We start from the raw sequence: 15,611 nt of genomic DNA on the forward strand, positions 1-15,611 counted from the left end.
GGAGGGCCTAGGTTCAGGGGCATGCAGTACGTCAACTCCGTCCTGGACCTGATCGGCGACACCCCGCTGGTCCGGCTCTCGCGCACGCTCGACCTGCCCGCCGGCGACCCCGGCCAGGGAGGCGACGGCCCGCTCGTCCTCGCGAAGGTCGAGTACCTCAACCCCGGCGGCTCCGTGAAGGACCGCATCGCCACCCGGATGATCGAGGCCGCGGAGGCCTCGGGCGAGCTCCAGCCGGGCGGCACCATCGTCGAGCCGACCTCGGGCAACACCGGTGTGGGCCTGGCCATGGTCGCCCAGAGCAAGGGCTACACGTGCGTCTTCGTCTGCCCCGACAAGGTCAGCGAGGACAAGCGCAACGTGCTCCGCGCGTACGGCGCCGAGGTGGTCGTCTGCCCGACCGCGGTCGCCCCCGAGCACCCCGACAGCTACTACAACGTCTCCGACCGGCTCGCCTCGCAGCCGGGCGCGTGGAAGCCCAACCAGTACGCCAACCCCCACAACCCGCGCTCGCACTACGAGACCACCGGCCCCGAGATCTGGGCGCAGACCGAGGGCAAGGTGACCCACGTCGTGCTCGGCATGGGCACCGGCGGCACCATCAGCGGCGTCGGCCGCTACCTGAAGGAGCAGAACCCCGCCATCCAGGTCATCGGCGCCGACCCGGCCGGCTCGGTCTACTCCGGCGGCGACGGCCGCCCCTACCTCGTCGAGGGCGTCGGCGAGGACTTCTGGCCCGAGACCTACGACCGCGGCATCGCCGACCGGGTCATCGAGGTCAGCGACGCCGACTCCTTCGCCTTCACCCGCCGCCTGGCCCGCGAGGAGGCATTGCTCGTCGGCGGCTCGTGCGGCATGGCCGCCTTCGCCGCCCGCACCCTGGCCCACGAGCTGGCCGGCACGCCCGAGGGCCGCGACGCCGTCGTCGTGGTGCTGCTGCCCGACTCCGGCCGCGGCTACCTCACCAAGATCTTCAACGACGACTGGCTGGCCCAGTACGGCTTCTCCACCGGCGCCCCGACGACCAGCCGCACCGTCGGCGAGGTGCTGCGCGGCAAGACCGGCCGGCTGCCCGACCTGGTGCACACCCACCCGTCCGAGACGGTCGCCGAGGCCGTCTCCATCCTCCGGGAGTACGGCGTCTCGCAGATGCCCGTGGTCCGCGCCGAGCCCCCGATCGTGGCGGCCGAGGTGGCGGGCTCGGTCTCCGACCGCGACCTCCTCGACGCCCTGTACGCCGGGCGGGCGCGGCTCACCGACCCGGTCGAGCAGCACATGTCGACGCCGCTGCCGACGATCGGGTCGACCGAGGAGGCCTCGGCCGCCGTCGGGCTGCTCGAGGGCGCCGACGCCGTGCTCGTGCACGAGGACGGCAAGCCCGTCGGGGTCCTCACGCGGCAGGACCTGCTGGCCTTCCTGTCCGCCTAGAGGGGCCGGCGGGCGGCCGCGGAGGCGGGGCACGAGGAGGGTCTTCACCCTCCCCGTGTCCATCCCTCGGGGTGAAGCCTGGGGCTGGAGTGCGTGGTGGGGTCGCACGACATGCCGTCTGCCGGACGGCGCCGACGCCCGAGGAGGCGGTCGACAGCCGTGTGGGACTTCATCGTCGAACGACGAGACGACATCATCTTCAACACCTACCAGCACGCGAGTCTCGTCGCTCAGGCCGTGCTGCTCGCCACCGTGATCGCCGTCCTGCTGGCGGTCGTGGTCGTCCGGGTGCCCGCGCTCGCGGGCGTGGCCAACGTGGTCAGCGCGATCGGCCTGACCCTGCCGGCGTTCGCGCTCATCGGCCTCCTGCTGCCGCTGACCTCGATCGGGGTGGTCACCGGCTTCGTGGCCGTCACCTTCTACGCGATCCTGCCGATCCTGCGCAACGCCGTCGTCGGCCTGCAGCAGGTCGACGAGACGCTGCTGGAGTCGGCCCGCGGCATGGGCATGGGCCAGCTGGCCTCGCTGTGGCGGGTCCGCATCCCGCTGGCCTGGCCGGTGATCCTGGCGGGCATCCGCACCTCCACCCAGATGTCGATGGGCATCGCCGCGATCGCGGCGTACGTCAAGGGCCCCGGCCTGGGTGACTACATCTTCGCCGGGCTCGTGCGCATCGGCGGCGCCAATGCCGTCAACTACGCCGTGGTGGGGACCGTGGGCATCATCCTGGTCGCCCTCGTCGCCGACGCCCTCCTGCTCCTGCTGGGGCGGGCCTCCATCTCGAAGGGAATCCGAGCCGCATGAGCACCGACCTGAGCAAGACCCCCGACACGACGACCGGCACGACGACCGAGGCGAGCATCAGCGGCGCGGAGATCGTGCTCGACGAGGTCGTCAAGCAGTACCCCGGCCAGAAGGTCCCGGCGGTCCAGTCGCTCTCGCTGACCATCCCGGCCGGCGAGATCGTCATGTTCATCGGCCCCTCGGGCTGCGGCAAGACCACGTCGCTGAAGATGATCAACCGGCTCATCGAGCCCACCTCCGGCACGATCCGCATCGGCGGCGACGACGTCGCCAAGCAGAGCGACAACGAGCTGCGCCGCCAGATCGGCTACGTCATCCAGGGCGGCAGCCTCTTCCCGCACATGACGGTGGCCAAGAACATCGCCATCGTGCCCAAGATGCTCGGCTGGAAGCGGCAGCGCATCGACGAGCGCATCGACGAGCTGCTCGACCTGGTCAGCCTCGACCCCGGCAAGTACCGCGACCGCTACCCCCGCGAGCTCTCCGGCGGCCAGCAGCAGCGCGTCGGCGTCGCCCGCGGGCTCGCCGCCGACCCGCCGGTGATCCTGATGGACGAGCCCTTCGGTGCCGTCGACCCGATCACCCGGCAGCGGCTGCAGGACGAGCTGCTCTCGATCCAGCGCGAGCTGCGCAAGACCATCGTCTGCGTCACCCACGACATCGACGAGGCCGTCAAGCTCGGCGACCGGATCCTGATCCTCCAGGAGGGCGCCAAGATCGCCCAGTACGACTCCCCGGAGGTGGTCCTCGGGGCGCCCGCCAACGAGTTCGTCGAGGACTTCGTCGGCTCGGGCTCCTCGCTCAAGCAGCTCAGCCTGACCCGCGTGCGCGACGTCGACCTGATCCACCCGACCACCGCGACGGTGGGGGAGTCGGTCGCCGAGGTGAAGAGGCGGGCCGAGGCCAACGGCGACACGTCCGTGATCATCCTCGACCAGCGCGGCCGTCCCCGCGGCTGGCCGTGGCTGCGCCAGCTCAAGGGCGACACCGTCGTCGAGCCCACCGAGGACCTCGTCGACGTCGACCTCGCCTCGACCCTCAACGACGCGCTCGACACCATGCTCAGCTCCAGCCACGGCGGCGCGATCGTCACCGGTGACCGCGACCAGTACGTCGGGGTGGTCAACTTCGACGCGGTGACCGACCACATCCGGGCCATCGAGGAGAAGGCCCGTGACTGACCTGGCCGACCCCCCGCAGGAGACCGTCGCGCGGCACGAGCCCCTCGACGGCCCGGGCGAAGCCGTGCCCGAGCGGGGGGCGCGCAGCCGGCTCGACCGGTCGACGCTGCTCATGCTCGTCGTGCCGCCGATCCTGGTCGCGATCGTCTTCGCCGGCTACGTCTGGTGGCGGCAGACCGCCGACCTCGACGGCGTCGAGCAGAGCCAGCTGGCGTGGGACTCCACCTGGAGCGCGCTGTGGCGCCACGTCGAGCTCACCCTGGCGGCGTCCGCGCTGGTCGTCGTGATCGCGGTCCCGCTCGGCATCCTGCTCACCCGTGGCCGGGCCCGGCTGCTCTCGCCGCTGGTGGTCGGCATCGCCAACATCGGCCAGGCGGCGCCCGCCGTCGGGCTGATCGTGCTGCTGGCCATGTGGCGCGGCTACGGCTTCTGGACCGCGGTCATCGCCCTGGTCCTGTACGGCGTCCTGCCGGTGCTCCGCAACACCATCACCGGCCTGCAGGGCGTCGACCCCACGCTGGTCGAGGCGGGCCGCGGGCTCGGCATGTCCAACGGCGCGGTGCTGCTCAAGGTGGAGCTGCCGCTGGCCGTCCCGGTCATCATGTCGGGTGTCCGCACGGCGCTGGTGCTGGTGGTCGGCACCGCGACCCTGGCGACGTTCGTCGGCGCCGGCGGCCTCGGCGCGATCATCGACACCGGCATCACGCTCTACCGCTTCCGTGTCATGGTGGCAGGGGCCGTGCTCGTGGCCCTGCTGGCCCTGCTCATCGAGTGGCTCGGGCGCCTGCTCGAGCTGCTGACCCGTCCGAAGGGACTCTGAGGTGACCCTCCTGCGCACCGCGCGGCGGCGTACCGTCGCCGCCCTCGCCGGCGTCCTGCTCGGCCTGGCGGCGACCTCCGGCTGTGGCCTGGCCACCGCCGGCGGCAACGTCCCCGACGCGACCCTGGCCGGTCCCCTGGCCGACCTCGACCTCAGCGGGCTCGAGGGGGCGCAGATCTCGGTGGGGTCGAAGAACTTCAACGAGAACGTCCTGCTCGGCAAGATGACGCTGATCCTGCTCAAGGCCGCCGGCGCCGACGTCACCGACCTGACCAACATCCCCGGCAGCGCCGCCGCCCGGCAGGCCCACCTGCAGGGCGACATCGACGCCATGTGGGAGTACACCGGCACGGGCTGGCTGCAGTACCTCCAGCAGCCCAAGCCGATCCGCGGCGAGGAGGAGCAGTACGAGGCCGTCAAGGAGATGGACCTCCAGGAGAACGACCTGGCCTGGCTGCCGCCCGCGCCGATGAACAACACCTACGCCTTCGCCATCACCCAGGCCTCGGCGGAGGAGTACGGCATCACCAAGCTCTCGCAGATCAACCAGGTGCCGGTGGGGGAGCGGACGTTCTGCATCGAGGGCGAGTTCCGCAACCGCTCCGACGGCATGCCGGGGATGATCAAGACCTACGGCCTCGAGGTCCCCAACCAGAACCTGCAGACCTACCAGACCGGCGCGATCTACGACGCCACGGCCAAGGGCGAGTGCACCTTCGGCGAGGTCTTCACCACCGACGGCCGCATCAAGGCCCTCGACCTGGTCGTGCTCGAGGACGACAAGCAGTACTTCCCCAACTACAACGTCTCGCTCGTCGTGCGCGAGCCGGTGGAGGCGGAGTACCCCCAGATCGAGGAGCTCATGGCCCCGGTCACCGAGAAGCTCACCGACGACGTGCTCAAGGACCTCAACGCGCGCATCGACGTCGACGGCCAGGAGGCGGCGCAGGTCGCCGACGAGTGGCTGCGGGAAGAGGGCTTCATCTCCTAGAACACGTTCTAGTTGCGCGGTAGGGTCGGCGGGTGACCTCGTCCCCGCCCGCCACCCCCGTCGTCGAGGGGTGGTTCACCGACGGGGCGGAGCCCGCGCTGATCGCCGCGCGGTGCACCGCCTGCGGTGACCTCGTCTTCCCGCCGACCGCCGCCGCCGCGTGCCGCAACCCGCGCTGCGCGGGGGAGGAGCACGAGGCGGTCGCGCTGTCCCGTCGCGGCCGGGTCTGGTCGTGCACCGACGCGCAGTACCAGCCGCCGGCGCCGTACGTCGCCCCGCAGACCGAGGGGGAGCCCTGGCGCCCCTTCGCGCTGGCCGCCGTCGAGCTGCCCGAGGGCCTGGTGGTCCTCGGGCAGGTCGCCGACGGGTTCGGCGTCGGTGACCTGAGGGTCGACTCGGAGGTCGAGCTGGTCGTCGAGGTGCTGCACGTCGACGAGTCCGGACCGCGCACGACCTATCGCTGGAAGCCGGTGGCGTCATGAGCGGGGTGAGCGGGCGCAGCGGGGTCGTCGTCGCCGGGGTGGGCATGCACCCGTGGGGCAAGTGGGGCCGCAGCTTCGTCGAGTACGGCGTGCACGCGGCCCGGCGGGCGCTGGCCGACGCCGGCGTCGCGTGGGCCGACGTCGACCTGGTCGTCGGCGGCGAGACCGTCCGCAACGGGTACGCCGGCTACGTCGCCGGCTCGACCTTCGCCCAGGCCCTGGGCTGGAACGGTGCGCGCGTCGCGACGTCGTACGCCGCCTGCGCGACCGGCGCGCAGGCCATCGACACCGCCCGCGCCCGGATCCTGGCCGGCCTGTCCGACGTCGCGCTCGTCGTGGGCGCCGACACCACGCCCAAGGGGTTCCTCAAGCCCAACGCGGGCGAGCGGTGGGACGACCCCGACTGGCTGCGGTTCCGCGTCCTCGGCATGACCAACCCGATGTACTTCGCGCTCTACGCCCGCCGTCGCATGGACCTCTACGGCGCCACGTCGGAGGACTTCGCCGCGGTCAAGGTCAAGAACGCCCGGCACGGCCTGGCCAACGACAACGCCCGCTATCGAAAGGAGGTCAGCGTCGAGGACGTGCTGGCGTCCGCGGTCGTCAGCGACCCGCTGCACCTGCTCGACATCTGCGCCACCTCCGACGGCGCCGCCGCGGTCGTGCTCGTCAGCGACGCGTGTGCCGCGCGCCTCGGCCTGGCCGACCCGGTGCGGGTCGCGGCGGTCTCGACCGTGACGCCGACCTATCCGCAGGCCGTCATCGACATGCCGCTGCTGGCCACCGACTCGACCGCCGCCGTGGCGGCCGGGGAGCGGACCTTCAAGGAGTCGATCGGCGCGGCGGCGTACGAGGAGGCGGGGATCGGCCCCGAGGACGTCGACGTCGCCGAGGTCTACGACCTCTCCACCGCCCTCGAGCTGGACTGGATGGAGGACCTCGGGCTGTGCGCCCGCGGCGAGGCCGAGTCGCTGCTGCGCGCGGGCGAGACCACCATCGGCGGCCGGATCCCGGTCAACCCGTCGGGCGGCCTGGCCTGCTTCGGCGAGGCCGTGCCCGCCCAGGCCATCGCCCAGGTCTGCGAGCTCGCCTGGCAGCTGCGCGGCCAGGCCACCGGCCGCCAGGTCGAGGGCGCGCGGGTCGGCGTGACCGCCAACCAGGGCCTGTTCGGCCACGGCTCCTCGGTCGTGCTCGTGCGCTGAGGAGCCGGCCACGACTGTCGGCGGCGGGTGGCAGGCTGCGTGCATGCCCCCGACGACCGTCGCCGCGACCGCCTCCTCCGGCCACGTCGGCCGGCGCGTCGTCACCCGGGTCACCGACGACGTGGTGCGGGACGGGTTCGTGCCGGAGCAGCCGCGGGCCGCGGTCCCAGCGCCGCTGACGCCGCCGCCGACGCTGGCCGCCTCGTCGGTCGAGCCGCTGCGTCCCGAGCTCGGTCCCGGGCCGGCCGACCGCGGCTGTGCTGCGAGCGACGGTGAGGGGGCCCGGTGAGGTTCTTCCGCAGGCAGGCGAGTGGTGACCGGCCCGATGAGGGCCCGGTCCCGCGCGGGCTGAGGAGCGACCTGCGCACCCTGCTGGAGGGCCTCGACGACGGCCCGGGAAGCATCGGCGACTTCGTCGTCACCGGCTCCGACCCGCGCGTCCTGTCCCTCGCGTGCGACACGGGGCCGCAATGGCTCTCCCAGCTCCTGCACGATCGCGGGGTCCTGCGCCGGTCGGAGGCCGGACGACGGTGGCTGGCCGCCCTCGGCGGGCCCGAGGCCCTCGATCCCGCCGTCGTGCACCGCTGGGGCCGGGTCCTGGAGGCCGCCGACCGGCGGGCCGGCGGTGGCCGGTCCTGGGGCCAGGCCATGGCCCCCGTCGGCGGCCAGGAGTGGCCCGAGCTGGTCCTGCGGCACGCCGTGGCCGTGCTGCCGACCGACCAGGTCCTGCCCTTCACCCTCGACGACCTCGCCCGGGTGCTGCGCCGTGACGACGCCGGACCCCGTGACCTGCTCCTCGCCGCGCTGCGACCCGACACCGCGACGACCAGCGGCGTCGGCGGCCGCCCCGCCCTGCTGCGGCTCCCCGGCTTCGCCGACCTGCTGCTCGGTGAGCACGAGCTCGTCGCCGAGGCGGCGGGCACCGGTCCGGCCGAGGCGCGCGCGTCGGCGCTCGGCCTGCTCGCGGCGCTCGACGCGGCCGGCCTGGCGTCGTACGCCGAGGTGGTGGTGCGGGGCGCCGTGGCCCAGGCCAAGGCCGTCCGGAGCGTGGGCGGGCCGCTGCTCGACCGGCTGCCCGAGGCGGTGGCCCTGGAGGCCCTGCGGGGCGCGGCCGTCGACGGCCGGCCCGAGGAGCGGGCCCGGGCGCTCCAGCTGCTCCACGAGCGCGTGGACGACGACGAGCACCGCGCCTGGGCCGTCGAGACCGCCGCCGCAGACCGCGCCGCCGGGGTGCGCCGCCTGGTGGACGCCTGGGCGGCGGCCGCGACCGCGGTCGACCCGGAGCCGCTGGCGCTGCCACCCCGGGCTGCCGTCGACTGGGCCGTCCCGAGGGGCGAGGCCCGGCGGGCCGCCGACGAGGTGGTGCGGGCCGCCACCGACCGGGCGGTCTCCATGGCCGCGAGCGAGCGCCGGTGGGCAGCGGCCACGCCCGGCGCACGACCGTCCCGGCCCGACCCGCCTCCTGGCGGGCGCGTCGCCGACGACATCGCGGCCGCACTGGTCGACCCCCGCCCGGTGACCGCGGCCGTGGTCGACCTGCCACGGGTCCAGCGCCACGCCGTGGCCCAGGCCGTCGACGACGCCGCCGGCAGTCTCCCGCCCTCGACCAGCGTGCAGCTGCTGCGGGCCTGCGGGCTCCTCGACGGCTCGCGCTGGGACCTCGGCTGGACCGCGGTGGTCGAGCGGGCCCACCGGGTGCACGGGCTCGACCTCGACACCGCCCAGCAGCTGCTCGACGGTGTCGGGGCCGACGGGTTCGCCCTGCTCTGGGGGGCGTTCTCCCAGCAGTGGGGCTCCTTCGCCCGCGACTGGTCGGCCGAGGACGTGTGGGTCTTCGTCGCCCGCAACCTCGACGCGATCCTCGCCGACGTCGAGGCCCGCCGCGGCACGTGGGACCTCGACGACGAGGCCCTCTTCGCCGCCGCGGCCACGCTGCCGCAGCGGCCGGCCCGCCTGACCGAGCACCTGTACGCCACCGCGCTCGGGCGCAGCAAGACCCTGCGCGGCCCGGCGCAGGAGGCCCTGGCCGGCGACCCCGCCCGCACCGCACGGGCCACGGCGGCCCTGGCCGACGGCAAGAGCGAGGTGCGCAGCGTGGCCGCCCAGTGGCTCGGCCGCCTCGGCGACCCGACGGCGCTGCCTGCCCTGCAGGGTGCCTGGCGACGCGAGAAGCACGACGTCGTCCGCGGCCACCTCCTCGACGCCCTGGAGGCGTTGGGTGAGGACGTCGCGACCTACCTCGACCTCGACGACGCCACCGCCCGGGCCGAGAAGGTCCTCGCCAGGGGCCTGCCCGCTCCCGTGGCCTGGCTGTCGTGGGACGCCGTCCCCGAGGCCCGGTGGGCGTCCTCGGGCCGACCGGTCCCGCGGGTCGTGCTGCAGTGGCTGGTGGCCACGGCGGTCAAGGCCCGCTCGCCCGAGCCCGACGCGGTGCTGCGCCGCTGGGCCGAGCAGATCGAGGACGACGACCGGCACCGGCTCGGCCGCCACCTGCTCGAGGCCTGGATCGCCGAGGACACCGCCCCGATCTCCTCCGCCGAGGCCGCGCAGCGCGCCGCGCAGCAAGCCGTGTGGGAGGCGCAGTGGGCGGCCCAGCAGCCGGGGTCGGCCTTCCACGGCCGCTCCCAGTCCGAGATCGCCGCCACCCTGCTGCCCGCGATCGCGCGCACCCCCGCCGGGTCGGCCACCGCGGCCAAGGGGCTGCTCGCGGTGGTCGCCGCGACAGCCGGGGGTGACGTGGTGCCGGTCGTCGAGCGCTACCTCCAGGAGTGGTACGGCCAGCGCGCCGCCCAGGGCAAGGCCCTGCTGGCCATGCTGTCGTGGGTCGACCACCCGGCCGCCACCCAGCTGGTGCTCTCGGTGGGCTCGCGCTTCCGCACCCGCTCCTTCCAGGTCGAGGCCACCCGCCTGGCCGAGGAGCTCGCCGAGCGCCGCGGGTGGACCCTCGACGAGCTGGCCGACCGCACCGTGCCCACCGCGGGGCTCGACGCCTCCGGCGTGCTCGAGCTGTCCTACGGACCGCGCACCTTCACCGCCCGGCTCCAGCCCGACCTCACCCTCGTCCTGGTCGACCCCGACGGACGTCCGCTCAAGGCGCTGCCCGCGCCCCGGCGCAGCGACGACGAGGAGCAGGCGACGGCGGCCCGCAAGGCCCTCGCCGCCGCCCGGCGCGAGGTCAAGGCGGTCGCGGCCCAGCAGACCGGTCGGTTGCACGAAGCACTGTGCACCGAGCGCAGCTGGCCGGCCGAGGACTGGCGGCGCTACCTGCTGGAGCACCCGCTCGTGGGCCCGGCCGCGCGCCGGCTGGTCTGGGCCGCGGTGCGCGCCGGCGATCCCGGCACCCCTGTTACGACCTTCCGGCCGCTCGACGACGGCACGCTCACCGACGTCGACGACGAGCCCGTCGACCTCGACGGTCTCGGCGAGGGGCTGCGCGTCCGCCTGGCCCACGACAGCCTGCTCCCAGCCGAGGAGGTGACGCGCTGGCTCGAGCACCTCGCCGACTACGAGGTCCACCCCCTCTTCGAGCAGCTCGGCAAGCCCGGGTGGACCCTGCCCGACGACGCTCGCCGGGCCACCGAGGTGGCCGACCTCGAGGGCCACCTGGTCGAGACCTTCGCCCTGCGCGGCCGCGCGACGCGCCTGGGGTGGACCCGTGGCCCCACCGAGGACGCCGGCTGGTTCTACTCCTACCGCAAGCGGTTCCCCTCCCTGGGCCTCGTCGCCCAGGTCGGCTTCACCGGCACCTGGCTGCCCGAGGAGCAGCGCACGGTCGCCCTCACCCGGGTCACCTACTGGCGCGAGCTGCCCGACGACAGCGGCGAGACCCCGCTCGCCCTCGGCGACGTGCCTCCCGTCCTGCTCTCCGAGACCGTCGGCGATGCTCGGCGCATGGCCGCCGACGGACCCGGCTTCACCCCCGACTGGCAGACAAGGACCCAGCCCTGATGGCCCCTGCACCCGACGGCGCCCACCCCGGAGCAGCCGACGCCCTCCGTGCCCCCGCCGAGACGACGTACGCCGAGGAGCTGGCGCGCCTGGCGCAGGCCCACCCCGGCCCGCGACCCGAGGGCTGGCACCTGCCACCGCGGGCGGTGCGCGCGTTCGTGCTCGGCGACGCCGAGCTGGGCGTGACCCGCAAGTTCTACGGCGACGACGCACTGGTCGACCGCTGCGTGGTGACCCTCATGAGCAACCGCGGACTGCTGCTCGTCGGCGAGCCCGGCACGGCCAAGTCGATGCTGTCCGAGCTGCTCGCCGCCGCCGTCTCCGGCGACTCCACCCTCACCGTCCAGGGCTCCTCGGGCACGACCCAGGACCAGATCACCTACTCCTGGAACTACGCCCTCCTGCTCGCCGAGGGCCCCTCGCCCCGCGCGCTGGTCCGCGGGCCGGTGCACCGCGCGCTCGGCGAGGGCCGCACGTGCCGGTTCGAGGAGGTGACGCGGGTGCAGCCGGAGATCCAGGACGTCCTCATCGGCGTGCTCTCCGACAAGGTGCTGCACGTCCCCGAGCTCACCGGCCCCGACGCGGTGGTGTTCGCCGCCCCCGGCTTCAACGTGCTGGCCACGGCCAACCTGCGCGACCGCGGCGTCCACGAGATGTCGAGCGCCCTCAAGCGGCGCTTCAACTTCGAGACCGTCCGCCCGATCCGCGACCGGGCGCTCGAGGCGCGCCTGATCGTCGAGCAGACCGACGCCCTGCTCGCCCGCGCCGACGTCGAGACCCGCCTCGAGCGCGACGTGGTCGACCTGCTGGTCACGGCCTTCCACGACCTGCGCGAGGGCGTCACCGCCGACGGCGTCGTGGTCGAGAAGCCGACCGCGATCATGAGCTCGGCCGAGGCCGTCGCGGTGGGGTACGCCGCCGCGCTGGACGCCCACTGGTTCGGCGACGGCGAGGTCGGGGGCGAGCACGTCGCCCGCCAGCTCATCGGCACCGTGCTCAAGGACAACCCCGACGACGGCACCAAGCTGCAGCACTACTTCGACGTCGTGGTCCGGCCGCGGGCCAAGCGCGACAAGCGCTGGAAGGGCGTGCTGGCGACGCGGGGCGAGCTCGACCGGTGAGCGACCCCGCCGACGGCCCGCTGCCGACGGGCGACGACGTGCGCCGCCTGGCCGCCCGACTGGTGGGTGACGAGCTCGTCGTGGTGCCGGTCCGGCACCACAGCCCGGCGTGCGCGCGGGCCGTGGCGACGGCCTTCGAGCGGTGGCGGCCGTCGACGGTGCTGGTCGAGGGCCCGCGCAGCCTCGACCCGCTCGTGCCGCTGCTCTGCCACGCCGAGGCGGCCTACCCGTTGGCCGTCTACACCTGGTTGCACCCCACCGGCACGGCCGCCCAGCAGGCGCGCACCCCGCCGGCCCAGGGGGCCTACGTGCCGTTCTGCGACCACTCGCCCGAGCTGGTGGCGCTGCAGCGGGCGCATGCGGCCGGGGTGCCGGTGCGGTTCTGCGACCTGGAGCTGGCCGAGGTCGAGGTCGCCGCGGGCCGGGCGCGAGGGGCTCGGGACGCGGCGCCCGACGGGTCCGACGGGGTCGAGCGGTCGTTGCTGGCCGAGGAGCCCCTGCGTCACAGCGACACCCTGCAGCTGCTCGCCGACCGGCTCGGCTGCGTCGACCACGAGGACCTGTGGGAGCTGCTCTTCGAGGCCGACGAGCAGCCGCTCCAGACCCACCTGGCGCGGGTGGCCGCCTACTGCCTGCTCGCGCGCCGCGACCGCACGCCGGCCGAGCTGGCCGCCGACGGCACCGAGGCGCGCGAGGCCGAGATGGTCCACCACGTGCGCGAGGCGCTGGCCGCCCGCCGCCCCGGCGACGGACCCGTCCTGGTCGTGCTCGGCGGGTTCCACGCCGTCGCCCTGCCCGACCTGCTCGACGACCCGCCGCCGCGCCCCGACCTCCCGGTGCCCCACGCCGAGACCGGCGCGGCCCTCATCCGCTACGACGACCTGCGGCTCGAGCGGCTCAACGGCTACGCCTCGGGCATGACCGCCCCCGCCTGGCACCGGCGGGTGTGGGAGCGGCGGGAGGCGGGCGAAGCCGCCGCGGCCGCCCAGGCCGGGGCCGTGCTCGACGTGCTGCTCGACGTCGGCGCGATCCTGCGCTCGCGCCACCGCACCCCGGTCGCCACCCCGTCCCTGGCCGCCGCCCACGAGCACGCCCTGCTCCTGGCCGGGCTGCGCGACCACCCGGCGCCCCTGCGCACCGACCTGGTGGACGCGGTGACCAGCTGCCTGGTCAAGGGTGACGTCGACGCCGAGGGCGCGCTGGTGCGTCGGGTCCTCCACGACGTGCTCACCGGCGACCGGGTCGGCCGGGTGCCCCCCGGCGCGGGCACCCCGCCGCTGGTCCGCGACACCCTCGAGCGGCTGCGTGCGCTGCGGCTCGACGTCGACGGGCACGAGACGACCACCGTCCACCTCGACCTCTACCGGAGCCCGGCCCACCGCCGCACCAGTCGGGCGCTGCACGGGCTGCGGCTGCTCGGGGTGCCGTTCGCCAGGCACGCCGGCGGGCCCGACTTCGTGCGCGGCACCGGCCTGGCCCGGCTGCGCGAGCAGTGGCAGTGCCTGTGGAGCCCGGCCGCGGAGGGCGCGCTCGTCGAGGCCTCCCACCTGGGCTCGACCCTGCCCGAAGCGGTGACCACCGCGTTCGGGCGGCTGCTGGCCGAGGCGACCTCCGGCGGCCAGGTGCCGAGCAGCCCGCGGGCGACCGCGCTCCTGGCCCACGCGGCCGTGCTGGGCCTGCACGCCCGCGCGCGCGACGCGGTGGTGGTCGTCCGCGACGCGCTGGCCGCCGAGCCGTCGTTCCCCGAGGCGGTGCGCGCCACCGGTGGCCTGGTCCTGCTGGCCGAGGGCCGGGAGCCGCTCGAGGCCACCCGTCTCACCGAGCTGCCCGACCTGGTCGCCGCCGGGTGGGCCCGCTCGCTCTACCTCGCCCGCGGCCTGCGGGGGGAGGAGTGCCCCCCGGCCGAGGCGGCCGAGGCCCTGTCCCGGCTGCGCGAGCTGCTCGCCTCGCCCGCCGGTGCCGGGCTCGACGCGGCGCCGTTCTGGGCGGTCGTCGACACCCTGCGGCGCGAGCACGAGGCCGCCTTCGTGCGCGGCGCCGCCGCCGGGCTGGCGTCGACCGCTGGTCGTCTCGACGACGCGGCGTTGGCCCGCGACGTCCGTGGCCACCTCGCCGGCACCAGCCGTCCCGAGGACGCCGTCGGGTTCCTGGCCGGGCTGCTGGCCACCGCCCGCGAGGCCGTGTGGCAGGAGGTGGGGGTCGTGCCCGCGCTCGACGACCGGCTCGGGGAGTGGGAGGAGGCCACCTTCCTGGCCCACCTGCCCGAGCTGCGGCTGGCGTTCTCCTCGCTGACCCCGCGCGAGACCGACCGCGTCGCGGCCCTCGTCGCCGAGCACCGCGGGCTGGCCGGTGGGGCGGGTGGCCTCGGCCCGCTGCTGGTGCGCGGCGCCGGCGCCGAGGAGGTCGCCGCCGCCCGCGGCGTCGCCGCCGAGGTGGCCGAGGTCCTGCGGGGCGAGGGCCTGGGGGAGTGGGCCTCGTGACCACCGACCGCTGGCGCCTCGTCCTCGGCCGCTACGCCGACCAGCGCCTCCCCGCGCCCACCGACGCCCAGGGCCTGCGCCGCGAGGAGGCGCTCGACTACCTCTACGGCCGCGAGTACGCCGGCCGCGGGTCCCGCGAGGACCGCGGCGACGACGGCCGCGACGAGGGCGACGGGAGCGGACCCGGCGCCGGCGGCCTCGGCCCCTCGGCGCCGCGGGTCGTCGACTGGCTCGGCCAGGTGCGCGATCTCTTCCCGACCGAGACGGTCGAGGTGGTCGAGCGGCACGCCCTCGACCGCTACGGCCTCACCGAGCTGGTCAGCGACCCCGAGGTGCTGGCGCGCATGGAGCCCAGCCAGGAGCTGCTGGCCACGCTGCTGACCCTGAAGGGACGCCTGGACCCGCGGGTGCTCGGCGAGGTCCGCCGGATCGTGCGCACCGTGGTCGACGACCTCCGCCGACGGCTGGAATCCGAGGTGCGCCGCTCGCTGACCGGTCGGCTCCACCAGCACCGGCACTCCCCGGTGCCGCTGTCGACGGCGTTCGACCCGCGCGGCACGGTCCGGGCCAACCTGCGCCACTGGGACGCCGATCGCCAGCAGCTGGTGGTCTCCCAGCCCCGCTTCTTCGAGCGCAACACCCGCCGCATCCCCTGGGAGGTCGTGCTCCTCGTCGACCAGTCCGGCAGCATGGTCGACTCCGTGGTCCACGCCGCGGTGACGGCCGGCATCCTGTCGGGCCTGCCCGCCTACCGGGTGCGACTGGTGGCCTTCGACACCAGCGTGGTCGACCTGACCGACCTCGCCGACGACCCGGTCGAGCTGCTGATGACGGTCCAGCTCGGCGGCGGCACCGACATCGCCCAGGCCGTCCGCTACGCCGAGCAGGTCGTCGAGCAGCCGCACCGCGCGGTGGTCGTGCTGGTCAGCGACTTCTGCGAGGGCGGACCGCCGTCGGTGCTGCTCGCCGCCGTCCGGCGGCTCGTCGAGGCCGGGACGACCACGATCGGGCTCGCCGCGCTCGACGGCTCGGCCCACCCGTTCCACGACCGGCAGATGGCCGCCGCGCTGGCCGACGTCGGCATGGAGGTCGCCGCGCTCACGCCCGGGCGCCTCGCCGAGTGGCTGGCCGAGGTGACGGCCCGGTGAGGCCGG

At 75.0% G+C, this 15,611-nt stretch carries 12 protein-coding genes; all 12 read left to right on the forward strand.

What is annotated here, in order from left to right:
- The first annotated feature begins 21 nt into the window (after window positions 1–21).
- The 12 genes from FJQ57_RS04230 (at window position 22) to FJQ57_RS04285 (ending at window position 15,605) form a co-directional block, all read left to right on the forward strand.
- The gene (locus FJQ57_RS04230) at window positions 22–1,428 is read left to right on the forward strand and encodes a cystathionine beta-synthase (RefSeq protein ID WP_139977943.1); all 1,407 of its coding nucleotides are present in this window, start codon (window positions 22–24) and stop codon (window positions 1,426–1,428) included.
- Window positions 1,429–1,587: 159 nt separating this feature from the next.
- The gene (locus tag FJQ57_RS04235; RefSeq protein ID WP_139977944.1) at window positions 1,588–2,232 is read left to right on the forward strand and encodes an ABC transporter permease; all 645 of its coding nucleotides are present in this window, start codon (window positions 1,588–1,590) and stop codon (window positions 2,230–2,232) included.
- Complete coding sequence (locus FJQ57_RS04240; RefSeq protein WP_139977945.1) at window positions 2,229–3,413, forward strand: ABC transporter ATP-binding protein; 1,185 nt, start codon at window positions 2,229–2,231, stop codon at window positions 3,411–3,413. Before FJQ57_RS04235 ends, FJQ57_RS04240 begins: the two co-directional genes overlap by 4 nt.
- The gene (locus FJQ57_RS04245) at window positions 3,406–4,233 is read left to right on the forward strand and encodes an ABC transporter permease (RefSeq protein ID WP_246081578.1); all 828 of its coding nucleotides are present in this window, start codon (window positions 3,406–3,408) and stop codon (window positions 4,231–4,233) included. Before FJQ57_RS04240 ends, FJQ57_RS04245 begins: the two co-directional genes overlap by 8 nt.
- Window position 4,234: 1 nt before the next feature.
- Entirely contained in the window at window positions 4,235–5,224 is a 990-nt protein-coding gene (locus FJQ57_RS04250) for a glycine betaine ABC transporter substrate-binding protein (RefSeq protein WP_246081579.1), read from the forward strand.
- Window positions 5,225–5,256: 32 nt separating this feature from the next.
- On the forward strand, window positions 5,257–5,706 hold the full coding sequence (locus FJQ57_RS04255) for a Zn-ribbon domain-containing OB-fold protein (protein ID WP_139977946.1): 450 nt from the start codon (window positions 5,257–5,259) through the stop codon (window positions 5,704–5,706).
- Window positions 5,703–6,908, forward strand: a complete 1,206-nt coding sequence (locus FJQ57_RS04260) for a lipid-transfer protein (RefSeq protein ID WP_139977947.1) — start codon at window positions 5,703–5,705, stop codon at window positions 6,906–6,908. The genes FJQ57_RS04255 and FJQ57_RS04260 overlap by 4 nt, the downstream gene beginning before the upstream one ends.
- Window positions 6,909–6,951: 43 nt before the next feature.
- The gene (locus FJQ57_RS04265; RefSeq protein WP_139977948.1) at window positions 6,952–7,197 is read left to right on the forward strand and encodes a hypothetical protein; all 246 of its coding nucleotides are present in this window, start codon (window positions 6,952–6,954) and stop codon (window positions 7,195–7,197) included.
- Window positions 7,194–10,856 (forward strand): DUF4132 domain-containing protein, encoded by a 3,663-nt coding sequence (locus FJQ57_RS04270; protein ID WP_139977949.1) that lies wholly within the window; start codon window positions 7,194–7,196, stop codon window positions 10,854–10,856. The genes FJQ57_RS04265 and FJQ57_RS04270 overlap by 4 nt, the downstream gene beginning before the upstream one ends.
- The gene (locus FJQ57_RS04275) at window positions 10,856–11,977 is read left to right on the forward strand and encodes an ATP-binding protein (RefSeq protein WP_139977950.1); all 1,122 of its coding nucleotides are present in this window, start codon (window positions 10,856–10,858) and stop codon (window positions 11,975–11,977) included. Before FJQ57_RS04270 ends, FJQ57_RS04275 begins: the two co-directional genes overlap by 1 nt.
- Entirely contained in the window at window positions 11,974–14,457 is a 2,484-nt protein-coding gene (locus FJQ57_RS04280) for a DUF5682 family protein (protein WP_139977951.1), read from the forward strand. Before FJQ57_RS04275 ends, FJQ57_RS04280 begins: the two co-directional genes overlap by 4 nt.
- Window positions 14,454–15,605, forward strand: a complete 1,152-nt coding sequence (locus tag FJQ57_RS04285) for a VWA domain-containing protein (RefSeq protein ID WP_211348740.1) — start codon at window positions 14,454–14,456, stop codon at window positions 15,603–15,605. The genes FJQ57_RS04280 and FJQ57_RS04285 overlap by 4 nt, the downstream gene beginning before the upstream one ends.
- The last annotated feature ends 6 nt before the right edge of the window (window positions 15,606–15,611 follow it).

This window comes from Nocardioides litoris (genome assembly GCF_006346315.1).
GTDB classification, from domain to species: Bacteria; Actinomycetota; Actinomycetes; order Propionibacteriales; family Nocardioidaceae; genus Nocardioides; species Nocardioides litoris.